Raw genomic sequence first — 15,991 nt, forward strand, 5'->3', positions numbered from 1 at the left:
ATTGTTAAAAACGCCAACTCAAAACATCAGCAAGGGTGGGCTGGCCAGCAGAGCTTCACGCGGCTGAAACAGCCACCCACAGCACGACCTGATGAGCGCATTGGCAAATTTAAGCACTCGGTTTTTTGGCTGTATGTCACCCCAAACCCGGACAATCGGCGGACATTGAATTATTTTTTAAAATCAGCTCTATCTATTTGATAAATATGATTTTTTAAATACAAAAAAAAGCACGAGGCCGATAGCCTTGAAGGCTACGGGCGTCGTGCAAATGGACGGCCTGCGGCAACGCCTGGAATCAGGCGCGGCGATCCTGGGCGATGAGGCTTACATCGGAGACAATATGGCCATCCAGCAGCTTGATCACTCGATCGGCCAACTGGAAGTATTGATCATCATGAGTGATGATCAGAATGGTCTTACCGCGGCGTTTGAGTTCCGGCAGCAACTCCTCATAGAAGAAGCGTTTGAAGGGTGGATCCTGGTCTGCCGCCCACTCGTCAAGCACATACACCGGGCGGTCTTCCATGTAGGCACACACCAGGGCCAGGCGTTTTTGTTGGCCGTAGGACAGCTCTTTGGTCGTGGAATAACCCAGCCCTTCGATCTTGATCTTGTCGGCCAGCCCCAGCGCGCCGAGGTACTTTTGCGCCAGGTCCGGGTTGACCTCTTCGCCTTCCGGGCCAATCAACCGGTTGAACAGATGAAAGTCGCTGAACACTGCGGAAAACAGGTCGCGGTAGTCGCTGCGGTTGTCATCATTGACGGCAACGCCATCCAGCAGGATCTGCCCGGACTGAGGCACGTACAGCCCGCACAAGGCCTTGACCAGGGTGCTTTTGCCGCAGCCATTGCCACCGATGATGTAGATCAACTCACCGCGGTTGATGGTCAGGTCGACCGGCCCGAGGGCAAAGCCGCTCTCGGCCTCGGCACCGCGGTAGTTCATCACCACGCCTTTGAGGGTGATTTCCTGCCAGTGCTTTTTGTGTTCAAGGCGCAGGACATTGCTGGTTTCCGGCTCGCCTTGCTCGGCATGGTGCTCATTGATCAGGAAGCCGAAATCGGCCAGGCGGGTGATCGCAATCCGGCCCTGCGCGACCACCGGCATGGTGCTGATCAAAAGGCCCAGCGGCCCGAGGATGTACATCACGGTCAGGACGCTGGCGGTCAGCACCTGGCTGTCGGTGCTGGTCAGCAGCGGCAAGGCAAACACCAGGCTGCCAATCAGCAGGGACTGAGTGACCAGCCCCATGTTTTCCGCACCCAGGTACCACAGGTGTTCGATGAAGTTGAAACGCGCTACCCGCGTCGACGATTCCTTGATCGCCGAACGGCCAAACCAGCGCCGACGGATGCCGTTGAGCTTGAGTTCCTTGAGGCCAAAGACCAGACCGTGGGTATGCTCGTTGAAGGCCGTGAACTCATCACGCACACGGCCAGTGAACTTCACCCCGCCAAGGAACAGAAACACATACAACACCGCGCCCAGCACCAATAGCGCCAGCGTCAACGCAAACACCGTCCATGACAGGTAGGCCAGGTAGGCCAGGCCGAACATGAATACCGTGGATTCCACCAGCATCACCGGCATCACCAACAAGGTGGCGTTGAGTTGCGGAATGTCAGTGGTCAACAGTGTCAGCACATTGGGTGGGCCACGCCGATCGACTTCCTCAAGGGGTGAGGAGAGGATTTTCTGACACAGCGCGATGCGCAGGCGCGTCATCAGCTTCATGTTGGCGTAAGCGGGAAACAAGGTCGCGCCGTTACGAAACGCCAGCGCCACCACGCTCAAGCCAATAAACCAGTACAGCAGGTGCAAGCGCGACCCCTGCTCGTAGATAGCCTGGTTGACCACGTTAACCACCGCGATCGCCGCCACCCCACTGACGATGCCGGTGACCAGGGAAAAGAACGCCAGCCAGGGATGATTTTGCCAAAGCAGGCGCAAGACCGAGCCCGGCTTGGGCGGCTTTTCATGCTCTTTGTTCATGGACCAACTCCTCAAATACACGCAAGACCGGGCATAGCCTGCCACACAAGCCGCTGCTACCGGCCCTGTTGCCGGCGCCGCCAAGTGTACGGATTGGCGCAAATTCGGATGTCCCCGAAAGCCTGTACAAAACATGGACCGAGACAAAACACACCGCCGAGGCGGACGGCCCTCCGAATGTCCCAGCTTTCCATTGCAGACCGGCGCAGCATGAATGGGCCTAATACGGTCCCGAGCCGGACCCTTCAGTAGTGAAGATGGCTGTTCTGATCGCTCACCCACCTCTTCGCTACCAAGGATGATTGGACTATGGAAATGACGAGCAGCATTCAAAATGCGGACAGCCCACACTTCTATTTCGTACTCGGCGAACTGGTTTCCAGTACCGACCAGGATCACTTCGCACTCAATATGCTCAAGCTGATCGACAAGTTCCTGCCGGTCACGGCGTTGACACTCAGCGAGTGGACCCTGGACGAGTCAAACAGCAGCCTGGTCGATATCAAGCCTCTGGGCACCGCCGGCGACCCCGCCGACATCCCCGTACAACGAGCAGAAGCGAACGGCGCCAACGCCAACCCTCCCCTGCTCAAGGAAGTGCAGGAGATGGAGGGCTCGTTGCTGATTCGCCTGAATACGCGAACCAAAGGGGCCGCGGGCAAGGTGCCACGCGTTGCGGCGCACGAATGCACACTGGTATCGCGCGATGGCAGCCGACGCTGCGTGGTGATGCTGTATCGGTCCCAGACGCAGAAGGATTTTTCCTTGAGCGAATTGTCGCGTCTGAAAAACCTCTCCGAAGCCTTGCTGCCATTGATTGAAAGCTATGCCCAGTTCAACCGCCAAAGTGCGCTGCGCAAAATCGGCAGCTGGATGGCGATCCCGCTCAGCGAAACCGAACCGTCGCACATTCATCGTGAGTTTCAAAAGCGTCTGTCGCTGTGCGATATCACGCTCTCAACCCGCGAACAGGAAGTTTGCCTCGGCTTGCTCAACGGCGGAACCGTGCCGGAAATAGCCGAGAAACTACGTCTCAAGAACAGCTCTATCGAAACCTATCTCAAGCGTGCAACAGCAAAGCTTGGGGTCAGCGGCCGACATGGATTGACCAAGTGGGCGGTCGGCGCCTGACGACATTCAAGAGGCGGGTTGCTGCGCTGCAACCCGTGTTCCCCTTCACATGAGGCTGGCCAATGAACAAGTTTGCTTTCTCTGCGGTGGCGGTTGCAGTGGTACTGAGCGGGTGCTCACTGATCCCTGACTACCAGCAACCGGCAGCTCCGGTGACCACGCAATACCCGCAAGGCCCGGCCTATGCCGCCGCTGCAGGTACCGTCAGCGAAGAGGTTGCCCGCCAGGGCTGGCGCACATTGTTCCATGACCCCGCCTTGCGGCAGTTGATCCAGACCGCCCTCACCGAAAACCGCGACCTGCGTGTGGCGGCGCTGAATGTCGAGGCGTACCGCGCCCAGTACCAGATCCAGCGCGCTGACCTGTTCCCGGCGGTCTCGGCGACGGCAGGCGGCACCCGCCAGCGGGTACCGGCCAGTATCACGAAGACCGGTAAGGCGGCGATCACTTCGACGTATTCCGCGACCCTGGGCATCAGTTCCTATGAGCTGGATTTCTTTGGTCGCATCCGCAGCCTCAGCGAGCAGGCGATGCAGGCGTACCTGGCCACCGAGCAAGCGCAGCGCAGTGCCGAATTGAGCCTGGTGGCCAGCGTGGCCAATGCTTACCTGACCTGGCGTGCCGATCAGGAATTACTCGCGCTGACACGCCAGACCCTCGCCTCTTATGAGGAAAGCCTGCGTTTGACGACACGCAGCCTGCAGGTGGGTACAGCGTCGTCGCTGGATGCCGCCCAGGCGCAAACCAGTGTCGAGAACGCCCGCGCCAACCTCGCGCGCTATGAGCGACAAGTGGCCCAGGACCGCGATAGCCTGACGTTGCTGGTTGGCACCGCACTGCCGGAATCCCTGCCGAGCCTGCCGCTGTCGAGCAACCTGATCGCCCGAGTACCCGCCGGCCTGCCGTCGGACCTGCTGCAGCGCCGCCCCGACATTCTGCAAGCCGAATACCAGCTCAAATCCGCCAATGCCAATATTGGTGCGGCCCGCGCAGCGTTCTTTCCCAGTGTCAGCCTGACCGCCAACGCCGGCGCGTCCAGCTCGCAACTGTCGAGCCTGTTCAAGGGTGGTTCCGGCAGCTGGACATTCCAGCCGCAGATCAACCTGCCCATCTTCAACGCCGGCAGCCTGCGCGCCAGTCTCGACTACGCCAAGCTGCAAAAAGACATTGGCGTGGCCCAGTACGAGAAGGCTATCCAGACCGCTTTCCAGGAAGTGTCCAGCGGCCTGGCGGCACGCCAGACTTACGACGACCAACTGAACGCCCAACGCGACCTGGTGCAGGCCGACCAGACCTATTACAACTTAGCTCAACGCCGCTACCGCCTGGGCCTGGACAGCAACCTGGTGTTCCTCGACGCGCAGCGCTCGTTGTTTTCGTCACAGCAGGGGCTGATTACCGACCGTTTGGCGCAGTTGATCGCCGAAGTCAACCTGTACACCGCCCTCGGCGGCGCATGGGGGGAACCGACCCAACTGGCCGCTGCCGAGACGCGGCCATGAGTACCTTCGAGCCCGGGCAATATGTGCGCCTGCGCTCGGGGGGCAAAAGGATGCTGGTCAAACCGCCACCGGAGGCGACGCCATTGCCGCACTCCACACTGGTGCTGTGTGAGCACGAAGAGAAAAAACGCACGGTGCAGGGGTTTTACATCGCCACCAACCTGAAGCTGGCGAGCGACCCTCAACAGTAAAGCCACCCCGGCACACAGCCGAGGTGGTTTTTTTATGCTGACCGGCTCAGTCGCTCGCTTGCGACAACGGCCTGGCCACCTGTTCCAGCGCCTTGCCCTCCCCCAGACCGCCCGCACCAGCACCGCCAGGCACAGCATTGCAGCACCCATCCAAATAGCCGATGAACAGGCTGCTGCGTTTGTGGCTCTGGTTACCGAAGCCTGACTTCAACACCAGATCGCTCGCGCACTGATTCGCCCAGGTGCTGCGCAATATCCGTTTTGGGCCGCCTTAAGCGTGGCCGATTCCTTATAACGCTACAGCTGGCCCTGAGAGTCCCGTTTGTGTCCGTAAATACCCCATCCCTCTGAACCGGACTGTTCTAGTTTCTACCAGCCCCTGATCAGCGGCTCGGTCTTCAGTGCAGGCTCGCTTCCAATGAGCCTGGTAACGCTGGGTTATCTTTCGCACACAAAAACAATACACAGGGAGATTCAAATGAGTATCCGACTGTATCGTTCTGTTCTCGTTGTCATCACCTGCTTGTTATGTTCAACCGGCTTTGCTGGCGAACAACCTTATCGATTCGGCTTGGGCAAAGCTGATATTACCGGCGAAGCAGCGGAAGTCGGGATGATGGGGTACTCCTCCACCGACCAGAAGACCGGTGGTATTCATACGCGGCAATGGTCGAGGGCGTTCATCATTGAAGATGCGGCCACGGGCAAGCGGCTGGTGTACGTCAACACCGACCTGGGCATGATTTTCCAAGCGGTGCAGCAAAGTGTGTTGCGCACGTTGGAGAAGAAATACCCTGGGATCTATAACGAAAACAATGTGATGCTGGCGGCCACTCACACTCACTCAGGTCCCGGTGGCTTTTCCCATTACACGATCTACGACTTGTCGGTACTGGGCTTTCAGGAAAAGACCTTTAACGTGATTGTCGATGGCATCGTGCGCTCAATTGATCAGGCCCATCAACACATGCAGCCTGGCCGATTGTTTTATGCCAAGGGTGATCTCACCAATGCCAGCAAGAACAGGTCGCTGCTCTCCCACCAGCGCAATCCGGATATTGCCGGCTACCTAGATGGTATCGACCCGGAAATGACGGTATTGAAGTTCGTCGACCAACAGGGCGAGATGGCCGGAGTCATCAGTTGGTTCCCTGTGCACGCCACGTCCATGACCAATAACAATCATCTGATTTCTTCTGATAACAAAGGCTATGCGTCCTACCACTGGGAACACGACATCAGTAAGAAACCGGGGTTTATCGCCGCCTTTGCCCAGACCAATGCCGGCAATCTGTCGCCCAACTTGAACTTGCGCCCAGGCTCCGGGCCAACCGAGAACGAATTCGCCAACACCAAGGAAATCGGCTTGAGGCAGTTCAACAAAGCCTATGAACTGGCCACCGGGCCGACCGAGGAAGTGACCGGGAGGCTCGACAACCGCTTTCAGTTTGTCGACTTCCACGGCCTGACCGTACGCCCTGACTACACCGATGGCACACCGAAGACGCTGTGTATTGCCGCCTTGGGCAGTAGCCTGGCGGCCGGCAGTACGGAGGATGGCCCTGGCCCACTGGGCATCAGTGAAAGCAATAATCCGCTGCTGTCTTTCCTCGGCGGCTTGCTCACTGGTGTGCCGTCCAAAGAGCTGAAGAAGTGCCAGGCTGAAAAACAGATACTGGCCGATACCGGCAACAAAAAACCCTTTCCCTGGACCCCCAATGTGCTGCCGATCCAGATGTTCCGCATCGGCCAACTCGCCGTACTGGGTGCACCGGCCGAGTTTACGGTGATGTCCGGTGTACGCATTCGCCGGGCAGTACAAGCCATCGTCACACCCATGGGAATCAACCATGTGATCTTCAATGGTTATGCCAACGCCTACTCCAGTTACGTCACCACTCGCGAGGAATACAGCGTCCAGGAATATGAAGGCGGTTCGACGATCTTCGGCCCCTGGACCCAGGCCGCCTATCAACAGCTGTTCACCGACATGGCCAGCGCCATGCGTGACAATCGGCCGGTCGCCAGTACCGCCCAGCCACCTGACCTGTCCTGCTGCTTGTTGAACTTCCAGACTGGCGTCGTCACCGATGCCCCCTATATCGGCACCTCGTTCGGCGATGTATTGCAGCAACCGGAAAAGATCTACCACCGGGGACAAACCGTGACGGTGGCCTTCGTCACCGGACACCCGAAGAACAACCTGCATACCGAAGAAACCTTCCTGAGCGTGTACTACACCTCAGCCGACCCCGCCCGTGACAATCCGGCAATACGCGTGGCGACCGACAACGACTGGGAAACCAAGTACCGCTGGGAACGGGTCGGTATTTCTGCATCGAAGGCGACTATTTCCTGGGATATTCCGCAGGATGCCAAACCCGGCTTCTACTACATCAGCCATGGCGGTGATCAGAAGAATGTCTGGGGCACTATCAGTGCCTTTACAGGAACTACCCGAAAGTTTGAAGTGGTGGCTGATTGACCCTCGGCTGGTAATACGTTACTTCTGGCAGGGTTCGTTTGTTTGTTCATCAGGGATGACTATCAAGTGCTGGTCGCCTGGCCTGCACTTGATACTCTCGTCGCATTCGCTATCAATAAGCGTCGCTTTCAAGATGGTTCTCTTTAATATCGCCACTCAAGATAGCGCCACCCTACTTGTAAACAACTGTCCACTCACCCCGTTGGACATGACCCGAACCTGGCTGCTCTTGACTCGTTGTTATTCTGACCCGGCAGTCATTATCAATGAGTGCCGGCCCTACCCAGGAACCTGGGTATTGATGAGTTGTTTTGTAATATTTGTACCCTACCCTACCGGCCACTGAGTACAGGGGCTTAATCGGCTCGAGCTCGACAACACACGCACTCTTTTCTTCAGGGAACCGACCATGGTTGAAAGCAAAGTGCTAGTCGCCAACATCACCACGTTTTCTCAATCGGCCAGCGCGATGCCGGAGGCGGAGCGCAAGCAGCGCGCGGAAAACTTGATAGAGGAAATAAAAAGTGCCGTCGCCAAAGGGGCGAACCTGAACCAGGCCTACGCCCACGTTCAAGAACTGACGCCGTACATCGAGCCTCAGCCCAATTCCCTGGAGGCCTTGAACTACAAGCTCTGGATGGAGCTCAAGGACAGCCATACCCCGCCGCTGCCCTGCGCCGCTCAGCGCGAGCAGATCAGCCTCTACGCGAAAGCCTCTGAACAGGTGATTGATGAGGTGCTCGATAGCGTTGAAGACGAAGAGCAACAGCACAGCCTTATCGAAGAAAGGCTCAGCGCACTGCGCAAGCAGATCTTTGGCATGGAAGAACCTCAGTTCCTGCTGCAATAAAGGGCCGCTAGTGGGACGTCGACTATTTAAAAATCAAATCTGTGTCTTTCAAAGTCCGCTTTTTGTCCTTTAATGCCCTGGTAGTATTTGCGGCGCAACCCTCAGATTAGAAACGATAGGAGCCTCTTGGAAGAAAGCGCTTATTGGGCCGATAAAAATAGCCATGCCCCATAAAAGTGCATCTTATCCTTTGCTGGATTTCATGCCTTGAATAGCTGCCTGGGTGTCGTCTTTACTATGAGTAACTGTCGCATTTGAAATGCCAGGGCTTAACTTTGCAACAGAGCATAGCCTGGCACTTGCGACTAGAGCTTCGAGAAAATAGCGGTCTATTTAATAAAAACATCAAGAAAGAACAATAAGGTCGACCTTTTATGAGGGCGTTTCCCCAACGCACCTTACAGGAAGCTTATCGATGACAGACGCCCCAAAGTTTCATCGTCGTACTTTTTTGAAAGGCAGTGCACAAGGGATGGTCTGAAGTAGCCATGTATTTCCCCGGCATACCACCTAGCGCAACTTTTAAACTCGCCAAATGATCAAAAAACAATCAATTCGACGAGTATTTCTTACGTTTTCGCCACCCGGACCCCACTCCGGTGGCCATTTCCCGCATTACAGGCGCACCTCTCCTGCATTCGTCAGTAAATGTCGGCGCGCCATCCACAGGTTCGACAGAGCGAACAGTGTCACCAGTTGCGCCGTGTTTTTGGCCAAGCCGCGAAAGCGCACCTTGGTGTAACCGAACTGGCGCTTGATTACCCGGAACGGATGCTCGACCTTGGCGCGCACCTGAGCCTTGGCCTTTTCAATCTTGCGCTTGGCTTTGTACAGCACGCTGCGCTTATCGAGTTTTTTGTAGGTGCTGCGGCGTGCCGCCACCTGCCAGATAACTTCACGTCCTTCATGCTCGGGCCGCTTTTCGACACCGGTGTAGCCTGCATCGGCGCAGACCACGTTTTCGTCGCCATGCAGCAATTTGTCCACCTGGGTGACATCCGCCACATTGGCCGCCGTGCCCACTACGCTGTGCACCAGACCCGATTCGTCATCGGCGCCGATGTGGGCCTTCATGCCAAAATAATACTGGTTTCCCTTCTTGGTCTGGTGCATTTCCGGGTCGCGCTTGCCGTCCTTGTTCTTGGTCGAACTGGGCGCATTGATCAGCGTTGCATCGACGATGGTGCCCTGGCGCAGCGACAGGCCGCGGTCGCCCAGATAGCCATTGATGACAGCGAGGATGCCGGCCGCCAGCTCGTGTTTCTCCAGCAAGCGGCGGAAGTTGAGAATGGTGGTTTCGTCGGGGATGCGCTCCAGGTTCAGCCCGGCAAACTGGCGCAGGATCGTGGTTTCGTACAGCGCTTCCTCCATCGCTGGATCGCTGTAGCCGAACCAGTTCTGCAGCAGATGCACACGCAGCATCGCCATCAACGGGTAGGCCGGACGGCCACCTTCACCTTTCGGATAATGTGGCTCGATCAAAGCAATCAAGCCCTTCCACGGCACCACCCGATCCATCTCGATCAGGAACAACTCCTTGCGGGTTTGCTTGCGCTTGCCAGCGTACTCGGCGTCGGCGAAGGTCATCTGCTTCATCGGGAAACTCGGTGGGTGGGGTCGCGGTATTTTGCCAAATCAGAAAGTCTTTTTCAGAGTTTCCCAAGCTGCAGCGCTGGCCGGAATGTCCGGACTTTTTCCCGAAACCATACGACGCGCACTGGCCATTGAGCCGGATGTGCGCAGCGGCACCCTTAAGGATGTCGACCATGTGGTCATCCTGATGCAGGAAAACCGCTCGTTTGATCATTACTTCGGCCACCTCAATGGCGTTCGTGGATTCAACGACCCTCGGGTTATCAAGCGCGCCGATGGCAAGTCGGTGATGCATCAAACCTACAAAACCACCGAATACCTGCCTTATCACTTCGACACCAAGAACGTTCACGCCCAATGGTTAGGTTCGCAGAACCACGAATGGTCGGCGTTTCACGGGACCTGGAACGAAGGCCGCAACGACCAGTGGACGGCGATCCAGGACTACACCGCCATGGGCCATTTCAAGCGGGATGACATCCCGTACTACTATGCCCTGGCAGACGCCTTTACTTTGGGTGAGGCCTATCACCAATCGATCATGGGCCCCACCAACCCCAATCGCCTGTATCACATGACCGGCCGCACCGCGCCTACCGGCGATGGCAAGAATGTCCAATACACCAACAGCATGGGCGACGGCACCATCGGTGTGAGTGGTTCTGTGGACTGGACCACCTACCCCGAACGCCTGAGCGAAGCCAATATCAATTGGCGTATTTACCAGGAAGGCGGCTACCAGTCGTCTTCACTCTGGTGGCTCTACCTCGATCTCAAATGGAAGTGGCTCATACAGGAGGACAACAATTACGACTGCAATGCCCTGGCCTGGTTTAAACGCTTCAAGGAGTCAAAACCCGACTCCGATTTGTGGCAACGAGCCATGGTCGCTCGCGGAGTGACCAAGTTGCGCGAAGACGTGCAAAACAACACCTTGCCACAAGTGTCTTGGATCGTGCCGCCGTACTGTTATTCGGAACACCCTTGGTGGGGGCCCTCCTTCGGTGAATACTACGTATCGAAGATTCTCGAAGCCCTGACCAGCAACCCCAAGGTCTGGGCCAGGACCGTATTCATCATCAACTACGATGAAGGCGACGGTTATTTCGACCATGTGTCCGCTGCCGTGCCGCCATGGAAACCGGGCACCGGCATTTCGGCCGTCGACACCCAAGGCGAAATCGAAAGCGCCACCCAGTTGCCCATTGGCTTGGGTCCGCGCGTGCCGGTACTGGCGATATCGCCGTGGTCCCGAGGTGGAAAGGTCAGTGCCGAAGTCTTCGATCACACCTCTGTGCTCAGATTCCTCGAAAAACGCTTCGGCGTTACCGCGGACAATATTTCCCCCTGGCGCCGGGCGGTTTGCGGTGACTTGACCTCGCTTTTCGACTTCACCGGGAAAACCGATAGCAGCGTTCCCGCCAACCTGACCAACCTGACTGAAACCAAAGCCCGTCAAGATGACGCCTACTACAAGCAGTACTATCGCTCCTACCCTTATTACACCAACCCGAAGACGTTGCCGGGCCAGGAAACCGGCCAGCGCGACGCCCTGGCAGTGCCCTATGAGTTGCATGCCGAGGTCAGCGTCGCCGCCAGCGATGGCAGCTTGCTGCTGAGCTTGAGAAACGACGGCATGGTCTTGCCGGAAAACCCTTACGCACGTTCGGCTGCGGTCTTTCAGGTGCACTCCAACGAACGGGGTGCCCCGGCGTTCTATACGGTGACCAGCTACGATATCTATGCACAAACAGACCGTAGAAGCCGCGGCCAGACCGTTATCGAAAACCTGAAGGATCGTATCGACGCGAACGGTCGCTACGGCTTTGAAGTACGTGCACCGAATGGCTTCTATCGCGAATTTACCGGCAATAACCAGTTGGCCAAGACCCTCGCCCGGCCTGAAGTTTCAGTCAGCTACCAGGGGATGCAGATTGTCCTGACGATCAAAAATACCGGGGTACTGGCCTGTACGGTGACGGTGAAATCCAACCCCGCGTACAAGGGCGATACGGTGCACACCCATGAGCTCAAGCCGGGTGAAAGCCTGACCGATGTCTGGTTGCTGCGCAGCAGTTCCGGCTGGTATGACCTGACCCTTACAGCCACCAACACCGAAAGCAACTTCTCGCGCAGGCTGGCTGGGCATGTTGAAACCGGTTTGCCAAGCCGGACCGATCCACTCTTGGACATCATGCCGTCCTGATGAAAGGAACCTTCAAGATGAAAGCCATTCTTTTAGCGGTGTGTGCAGCGCTGATCGCCTACCTGGTGCTCTTTCGCCAGCCGGCGGACACCGTGGTGGAACAAGCGCCCAGCGTCGCCTCAAGCCCGGTGAGCAATACCAAACCGGCCGCGCCTGCGCCAACCGCCGACAGCCAAGCGCCAGCGTCGCTGGAACAGGAAATCGCCGCGTTCTCGCAAACCGCCAACACCTTGCCGGCCGCCGAGCGCCGCCAGGTCGCCGAGCGCTTGATCAACGAGCTGAAAACCGCGGTCAGCAACGGCGAGGACTTGAAGAGCGCCTATGCCCAGGTCGAACGGCTGACGCCAAACATCGAGTCCGCCCCCAAGTCACTGGAGAGCTTGAACTACAGCATCTGGATGGACATGAAAGACCACGCCACGCCACCGGCTCCCCCCTCGCCTGCCCAGCGCCAGCAACTGGATACCTACCAGCAGGCGGCGAACCAAGCGATTGACGAAGTGCTCAAGACCGTCGATGGCGACGAGGCACGACGCGCCGCCATCGAGGAAAAACTCAAGGCGCTGCGCCTGGAGATCTTCGGCAGCAGTGCCCCGCAGCCGCTGAGCCATTAAGGCACCTTGTCACCCCGTGACGACGCACGGTCGCCATGGGATGACAAGGTCTGTTCACCGACGGAATCCGCTGATGGCCATAGCCGACTCACCCACACTGACCACGCAAGCTATCGATTGGCTGGTAACACAGGGGCACTTGAAAGGGGCCGAGGTTGCACAAGCCAGACAGCTGGAGGCCGACGCGCAACAACACGAGTTGCCCGAGTTGCTGATTCGACTCGGCCGGCTCTCGGAACAAGACCTGGCAACGGCCTGGTCGACCCTGCTGGACATTCCCTTGTTGCATGGCAGCGACGCGCCGCCGCTGGAAGGTGGTCTGCCGGACGTCTCGCCACGGTTTCTGAAACACTACGGCGTGGTGCCTTTGCCGCCCTTCGACCATCAACTGCACATATTGGTGAGCAACCCGGCCCAGCGCTATCCGATCCTGGCTCTGGAATATGCCAGCCAGCTCACGGCGCGCCTGTCGATTGGCCTGCGCAGTGAGATTGAGCAATTGATCGAGCGTTATTACGGCCAGGGCCGCTCGGCCATGGGCACGCTGATCGAAAACCTCGGCGAGAGCATCGACAAGAGCGACGATATCGAACACCTCAAGGACCTGGCTTCCGAAGCCCCGGTGATCCGGATCGTCAACCTGTTGTTGCAACGAGCGGTCGAACTGGGCGTCTCGGACATTCATATCGAACCCTTCGAAAACCAGCTCAAGGTGCGTTACCGCATCGATGGAACCTTGCAGGAAGGCGAGGCGCCTCCGGTCAGTTCGTCGGCGGCGGTGATTTCCCGGATCAAGATCATGGCGCACCTGGACATTGCCGAACGACGCCTGCCCCAGGACGGGCGCATGATGTTGAGGATTCAAGGCAAGGAGCTGGACCTGCGGGTCTCGACGGTGCCGACCCGGCACGGCGAATCGGTGGTCATGCGGCTGCTGGACCGGGACAAGGTGACCTTCGACTTTCCCAGCCTGGGCTTCGATGGCCAGCGCCTCCAGCAACTCCTCGACTTGCTCGAGCGCCCCCATGGCATTCTGCTGGTGACCGGCCCCACCGGCTCGGGCAAGACCACCACCCTGTACACCGCGCTGACCCGACTCAATACCAGCGAACGGAAGATCATCACCGTCGAGGATCCTGTCGAATACCAATTGGCCGGGATCAATCAGATTCAGGTCAAGCCGACCATCGGCCTGGACTTCGCCGGGGCGTTGCGCTCGATTGTCCGCCAGGACCCGGACGTGATCATGATCGGTGAAATACGCGATCTGGAAACCTGTCGGATCGCCATCCAGTCGTCATTGACCGGCCATCTGGTGTTATCGACCCTGCACACCAATAGCGCCGCCGCCAGTATTACCCGCTTGCTGGACATGGGCGTGGAAAGCTACCTGATCGCCTCGACCGTCAGCGGGATCCTCGCTCAGCGCCTGGTGCGACGGCTGGACCCGCAATGGCGCGAAGCCTTTGAGGCGCCTGCGCAACTAATCGCCGAGCACCAGCTGGATCGCTACACCGATGAGCGTCCGATCCGGCTGTACCGCCCCAGGGCCGACGCTCCGGGAACCGGTTACAGCGGACGCAGTGCCGTTACCGAGTTGTTGGTGATGAATGAGCAAATCCGCTCGCTGCTGATGCGTCACGCCGACGCTGCTACCTTGGAACAGGCCGCTCGCGCTGCTGGTTTGCGCACCTTGCATGAGGAAGGCCTGCGCCAGGCCCTGGCGGGTATCACCTCACTGGAAGAGGTATTGCGCATCACGCGCAATGACTGATCATGGAACAGTATCAATACAAGGCACTGGATGCCGACCACAACACCGTGAACGGCCATCTTGAGGCCAGCGACCCGCAGGCCGCCGCGAGCCAGTTACAAGAGCGTGGCCTGCTGGTCCTGCGGGTACAGCGTGCCAGCGGCGCTACGGGCTTGTCTCGCCCCTCCTGGTTGCGCTCCTCCCCTTTCAGTCGCGAGGAGCTCAGCCGTTTTACCCAGCAGCTCGCGACGTTGCTCGGGGCTGATCAGCCGCTGGAACGGGCGCTGGGTATCCTGATTCGGCAACCCGGCAAACCCGCGGCTCGGCAATTGATCGAGCGCATTCGCGACCGGGTCAAGGCCGGGCAGACGCTGTCAGCAGCCATGGCCGTCGAACAGCCGTCCTTTACCCCGCTGTACTTGAGCCTGGTTCACGCCGGCGAAGCCGCCGGGGTGCTGGATCAAAGCCTCGGGCAACTGGCGAGCTACCTGGAGCGGACGCAGGCCATTCGCACCGAAGTCATCAACGCCTTGATTTACCCGGCCTTCCTGGTGGTAGGAGTGCTCGGCTCGCTGGTGTTGCTGCTGGCCTATGTGGTCCCACAGTTCGTGCCGATTTTCGACGGCCTGGGTGTGCCTGTTCCGCTGCTGACCCAGCTGATCCTCGACCTCGGGCAGTTTATTTCCAGCTATGGCCTGCATGCATTGGCGCTGCTTCTCGGGCTGGCTTGGACAGCGCTGAGCTACATGGGCCGGCCCGGGAACCGCTTGAAATGGCATCGATACCTGCTGCGGTCACCCCTGGCCGGCGGCTTGTTGAAACGCCTGGAAACCGCACGGTTCGCCCGGACCCTGGGCACCTTGCTGGCCCAAGGCGTACCCCTGATCAATGCCCTGGACATCAGCCGGCAAGTCGCCAATAACCTGGCGATGAACGCCGCCGTGGCAAACGCCACGGTCAAGGTCAAGGACGGCCAGCGGCTGTCGACGGCATTGGAGGCGGAACAACGGTTGCCTGACCTCGCGATCCAGATGATCGAAGTGGGTGAAGAGTCCGGGACACTCGATGGCATGTTGTTGAAAGTGGCGAGCATTTTCGATGAAGAGGCCAAGCGCAGCATCGACCGATTGTTGGCCGCGCTGGTCCCCAGCCTGACCGTGGTCATGGCGGCGTTGGTGGCGGTGATCATGCTGGCCATCATGCTGCCGCTGATGAGCCTGACCAGTAACCTTTGACCGGAGACGTTAATGAAAACCACTCGTTCACTGCCCAAGCGCCAACGCGGCTTCACCTTGCTGGAGATGCTGGCGGTCATTGTCTTGCTCGGCATTGTCGCGACCATCGTCGTTCGCCAGGTCGGTGGCAATGTCGACAAGGGCAAGTACGGTGCCGGCAAGGCGCAACTGGCCAGCCTGTCGATGAAAATCGAAAGCTATGCGCTGGACGCCGGGTCACCGCCGCCCACCCTCGATGCGCTGCTTGCCCGCCCCGCCAATGCGTCCAGTTGGAACGGTCCGTACGCCAAGGCCAGTGATCTGAAGGACCCGTTCGGCCATGCATTCGGCTATCGCACACCCGGCCAGCACGGTTCGTTTGACCTGATTTTTTACGGTCAGGATGGCCAGCCCGGCGGCGACGGCTACAACAAGGACCTGGGCAGTTGGGAATAG

Annotated in this window: 12 protein-coding genes; 10 read left to right on the top strand and 2 right to left on the bottom strand. The window is 58.4% G+C overall.

Features of this window, described 5'->3' with window-relative positions; translation table 11 throughout:
* Window positions 1-298 precede the first annotated feature (298 nt).
* Window positions 299-1,996: a cyclic peptide export ABC transporter gene (locus tag ATY02_RS15975; RefSeq protein WP_068588121.1), complete on the bottom strand. Its 1,698-nt coding sequence runs from the start codon at window positions 1,994-1,996 to the stop codon at window positions 299-301.
* A gap of 309 nt (window positions 1,997-2,305) precedes the next feature.
* Here ATY02_RS15975 and ATY02_RS15980 point away from each other — a divergent pair, with 309 nt between their 5' ends.
* The 5 genes from ATY02_RS15980 to plcR (ATY02_RS16000) all read left to right on the top strand — a co-directional run bounded on the left by ATY02_RS15980 (window position 2,306) and on the right by plcR (ATY02_RS16000) (window position 8,155).
* Window positions 2,306-3,127 (top strand): helix-turn-helix transcriptional regulator, encoded by an 822-nt coding sequence (locus ATY02_RS15980; RefSeq protein WP_068588118.1) that lies wholly within the window; start codon window positions 2,306-2,308, stop codon window positions 3,125-3,127.
* Window positions 3,128-3,189: 62 nt separating this feature from the next.
* Window positions 3,190-4,629 (top strand): efflux transporter outer membrane subunit, encoded by a 1,440-nt coding sequence (locus ATY02_RS15985; RefSeq protein ID WP_124347615.1) that lies wholly within the window; start codon window positions 3,190-3,192, stop codon window positions 4,627-4,629.
* Entirely contained in the window at window positions 4,626-4,820 is a 195-nt protein-coding gene (locus ATY02_RS15990) for a hypothetical protein (RefSeq protein ID WP_068588115.1), read from the top strand. The genes ATY02_RS15985 and ATY02_RS15990 overlap by 4 nt, the downstream gene beginning before the upstream one ends.
* A gap of 478 nt (window positions 4,821-5,298) precedes the next feature.
* The gene (locus tag ATY02_RS15995) at window positions 5,299-7,305 is read left to right on the top strand and encodes a neutral/alkaline ceramidase (RefSeq protein WP_068588110.1); all 2,007 of its coding nucleotides are present in this window, start codon (window positions 5,299-5,301) and stop codon (window positions 7,303-7,305) included.
* A gap of 409 nt (window positions 7,306-7,714) precedes the next feature.
* Window positions 7,715-8,155, top strand: a complete 441-nt coding sequence (gene plcR, locus ATY02_RS16000; RefSeq protein ID WP_068588107.1) for a phospholipase C accessory protein PlcR — start codon at window positions 7,715-7,717, stop codon at window positions 8,153-8,155.
* Between the two features lie 615 nt (window positions 8,156-8,770).
* Here the strand turns inward: plcR (ATY02_RS16000) and ATY02_RS16005 are convergent.
* Window positions 8,771-9,751: an IS5-like element IS1384 family transposase gene (locus ATY02_RS16005; protein WP_010466230.1), complete on the bottom strand. Its 981-nt coding sequence runs from the start codon at window positions 9,749-9,751 to the stop codon at window positions 8,771-8,773.
* Between the two features lie 28 nt (window positions 9,752-9,779).
* Here ATY02_RS16005 and ATY02_RS16010 point away from each other — a divergent pair, with 28 nt between their 5' ends.
* From ATY02_RS16010 to gspG, 5 genes are all read left to right on the top strand, one after another.
* Window positions 9,780-11,954, top strand: coding sequence for a phosphocholine-specific phospholipase C (locus tag ATY02_RS16010; RefSeq protein WP_083236080.1), 2,175 nt, complete (start codon window positions 9,780-9,782; stop codon window positions 11,952-11,954).
* A gap of 17 nt (window positions 11,955-11,971) precedes the next feature.
* Window positions 11,972-12,568 (top strand): phospholipase C accessory protein PlcR, encoded by a 597-nt coding sequence (plcR, locus tag ATY02_RS16015; RefSeq protein WP_164823681.1) that lies wholly within the window; start codon window positions 11,972-11,974, stop codon window positions 12,566-12,568.
* 73 nt (window positions 12,569-12,641) lie between these two features.
* Complete coding sequence (gspE, locus tag ATY02_RS16020) at window positions 12,642-14,342, top strand: type II secretion system ATPase GspE (protein WP_068576968.1); 1,701 nt, start codon at window positions 12,642-12,644, stop codon at window positions 14,340-14,342.
* 2 nt (window positions 14,343-14,344) lie between these two features.
* Window positions 14,345-15,556, top strand: a complete 1,212-nt coding sequence (gspF, locus tag ATY02_RS16025) for a type II secretion system inner membrane protein GspF (protein WP_068576966.1) — start codon at window positions 14,345-14,347, stop codon at window positions 15,554-15,556.
* A gap of 12 nt (window positions 15,557-15,568) precedes the next feature.
* On the top strand, window positions 15,569-15,991 hold the full coding sequence (gene gspG / locus ATY02_RS16030; RefSeq protein WP_068576964.1) for a type II secretion system major pseudopilin GspG: 423 nt from the start codon (window positions 15,569-15,571) through the stop codon (window positions 15,989-15,991).

It is taken from the genome of Pseudomonas sp. BIOMIG1BAC, assembly GCF_001705995.2.
Classification (GTDB): Bacteria; Pseudomonadota; Gammaproteobacteria; order Pseudomonadales; family Pseudomonadaceae; genus Aquipseudomonas; species Aquipseudomonas sessilinigenes.

Coding starts and splice junctions, on each gene's coding strand:
- ATY02_RS15975 (WP_068588121.1), bottom strand. CDS start 1,996: ATGAACAAAGAGCATGAAAAGCCGCCCAAGCCGGGCTCGGTCTTGCGC.
- ATY02_RS15980 (WP_068588118.1), top strand. CDS start 2,306: ATGGAAATGACGAGCAGCATTCAAAATGCGGACAGCCCACACTTCTAT.
- ATY02_RS15985 (WP_124347615.1), top strand. CDS start 3,190: ATGAACAAGTTTGCTTTCTCTGCGGTGGCGGTTGCAGTGGTACTGAGC.
- ATY02_RS15990 (WP_068588115.1), top strand. CDS start 4,626: ATGAGTACCTTCGAGCCCGGGCAATATGTGCGCCTGCGCTCGGGGGGC.
- ATY02_RS15995 (WP_068588110.1), top strand. CDS start 5,299: ATGAGTATCCGACTGTATCGTTCTGTTCTCGTTGTCATCACCTGCTTG.
- plcR (WP_068588107.1), top strand. CDS start 7,715: ATGGTTGAAAGCAAAGTGCTAGTCGCCAACATCACCACGTTTTCTCAA.
- ATY02_RS16005 (WP_010466230.1), bottom strand. CDS start 9,751: ATGAAGCAGATGACCTTCGCCGACGCCGAGTACGCTGGCAAGCGCAAG.
- plcR (WP_164823681.1), top strand. CDS start 11,972: ATGAAAGCCATTCTTTTAGCGGTGTGTGCAGCGCTGATCGCCTACCTG.
- gspE (WP_068576968.1), top strand. CDS start 12,642: ATGGCCATAGCCGACTCACCCACACTGACCACGCAAGCTATCGATTGG.
- gspF (WP_068576966.1), top strand. CDS start 14,345: ATGGAACAGTATCAATACAAGGCACTGGATGCCGACCACAACACCGTG.
- gspG (WP_068576964.1), top strand. CDS start 15,569: ATGAAAACCACTCGTTCACTGCCCAAGCGCCAACGCGGCTTCACCTTG.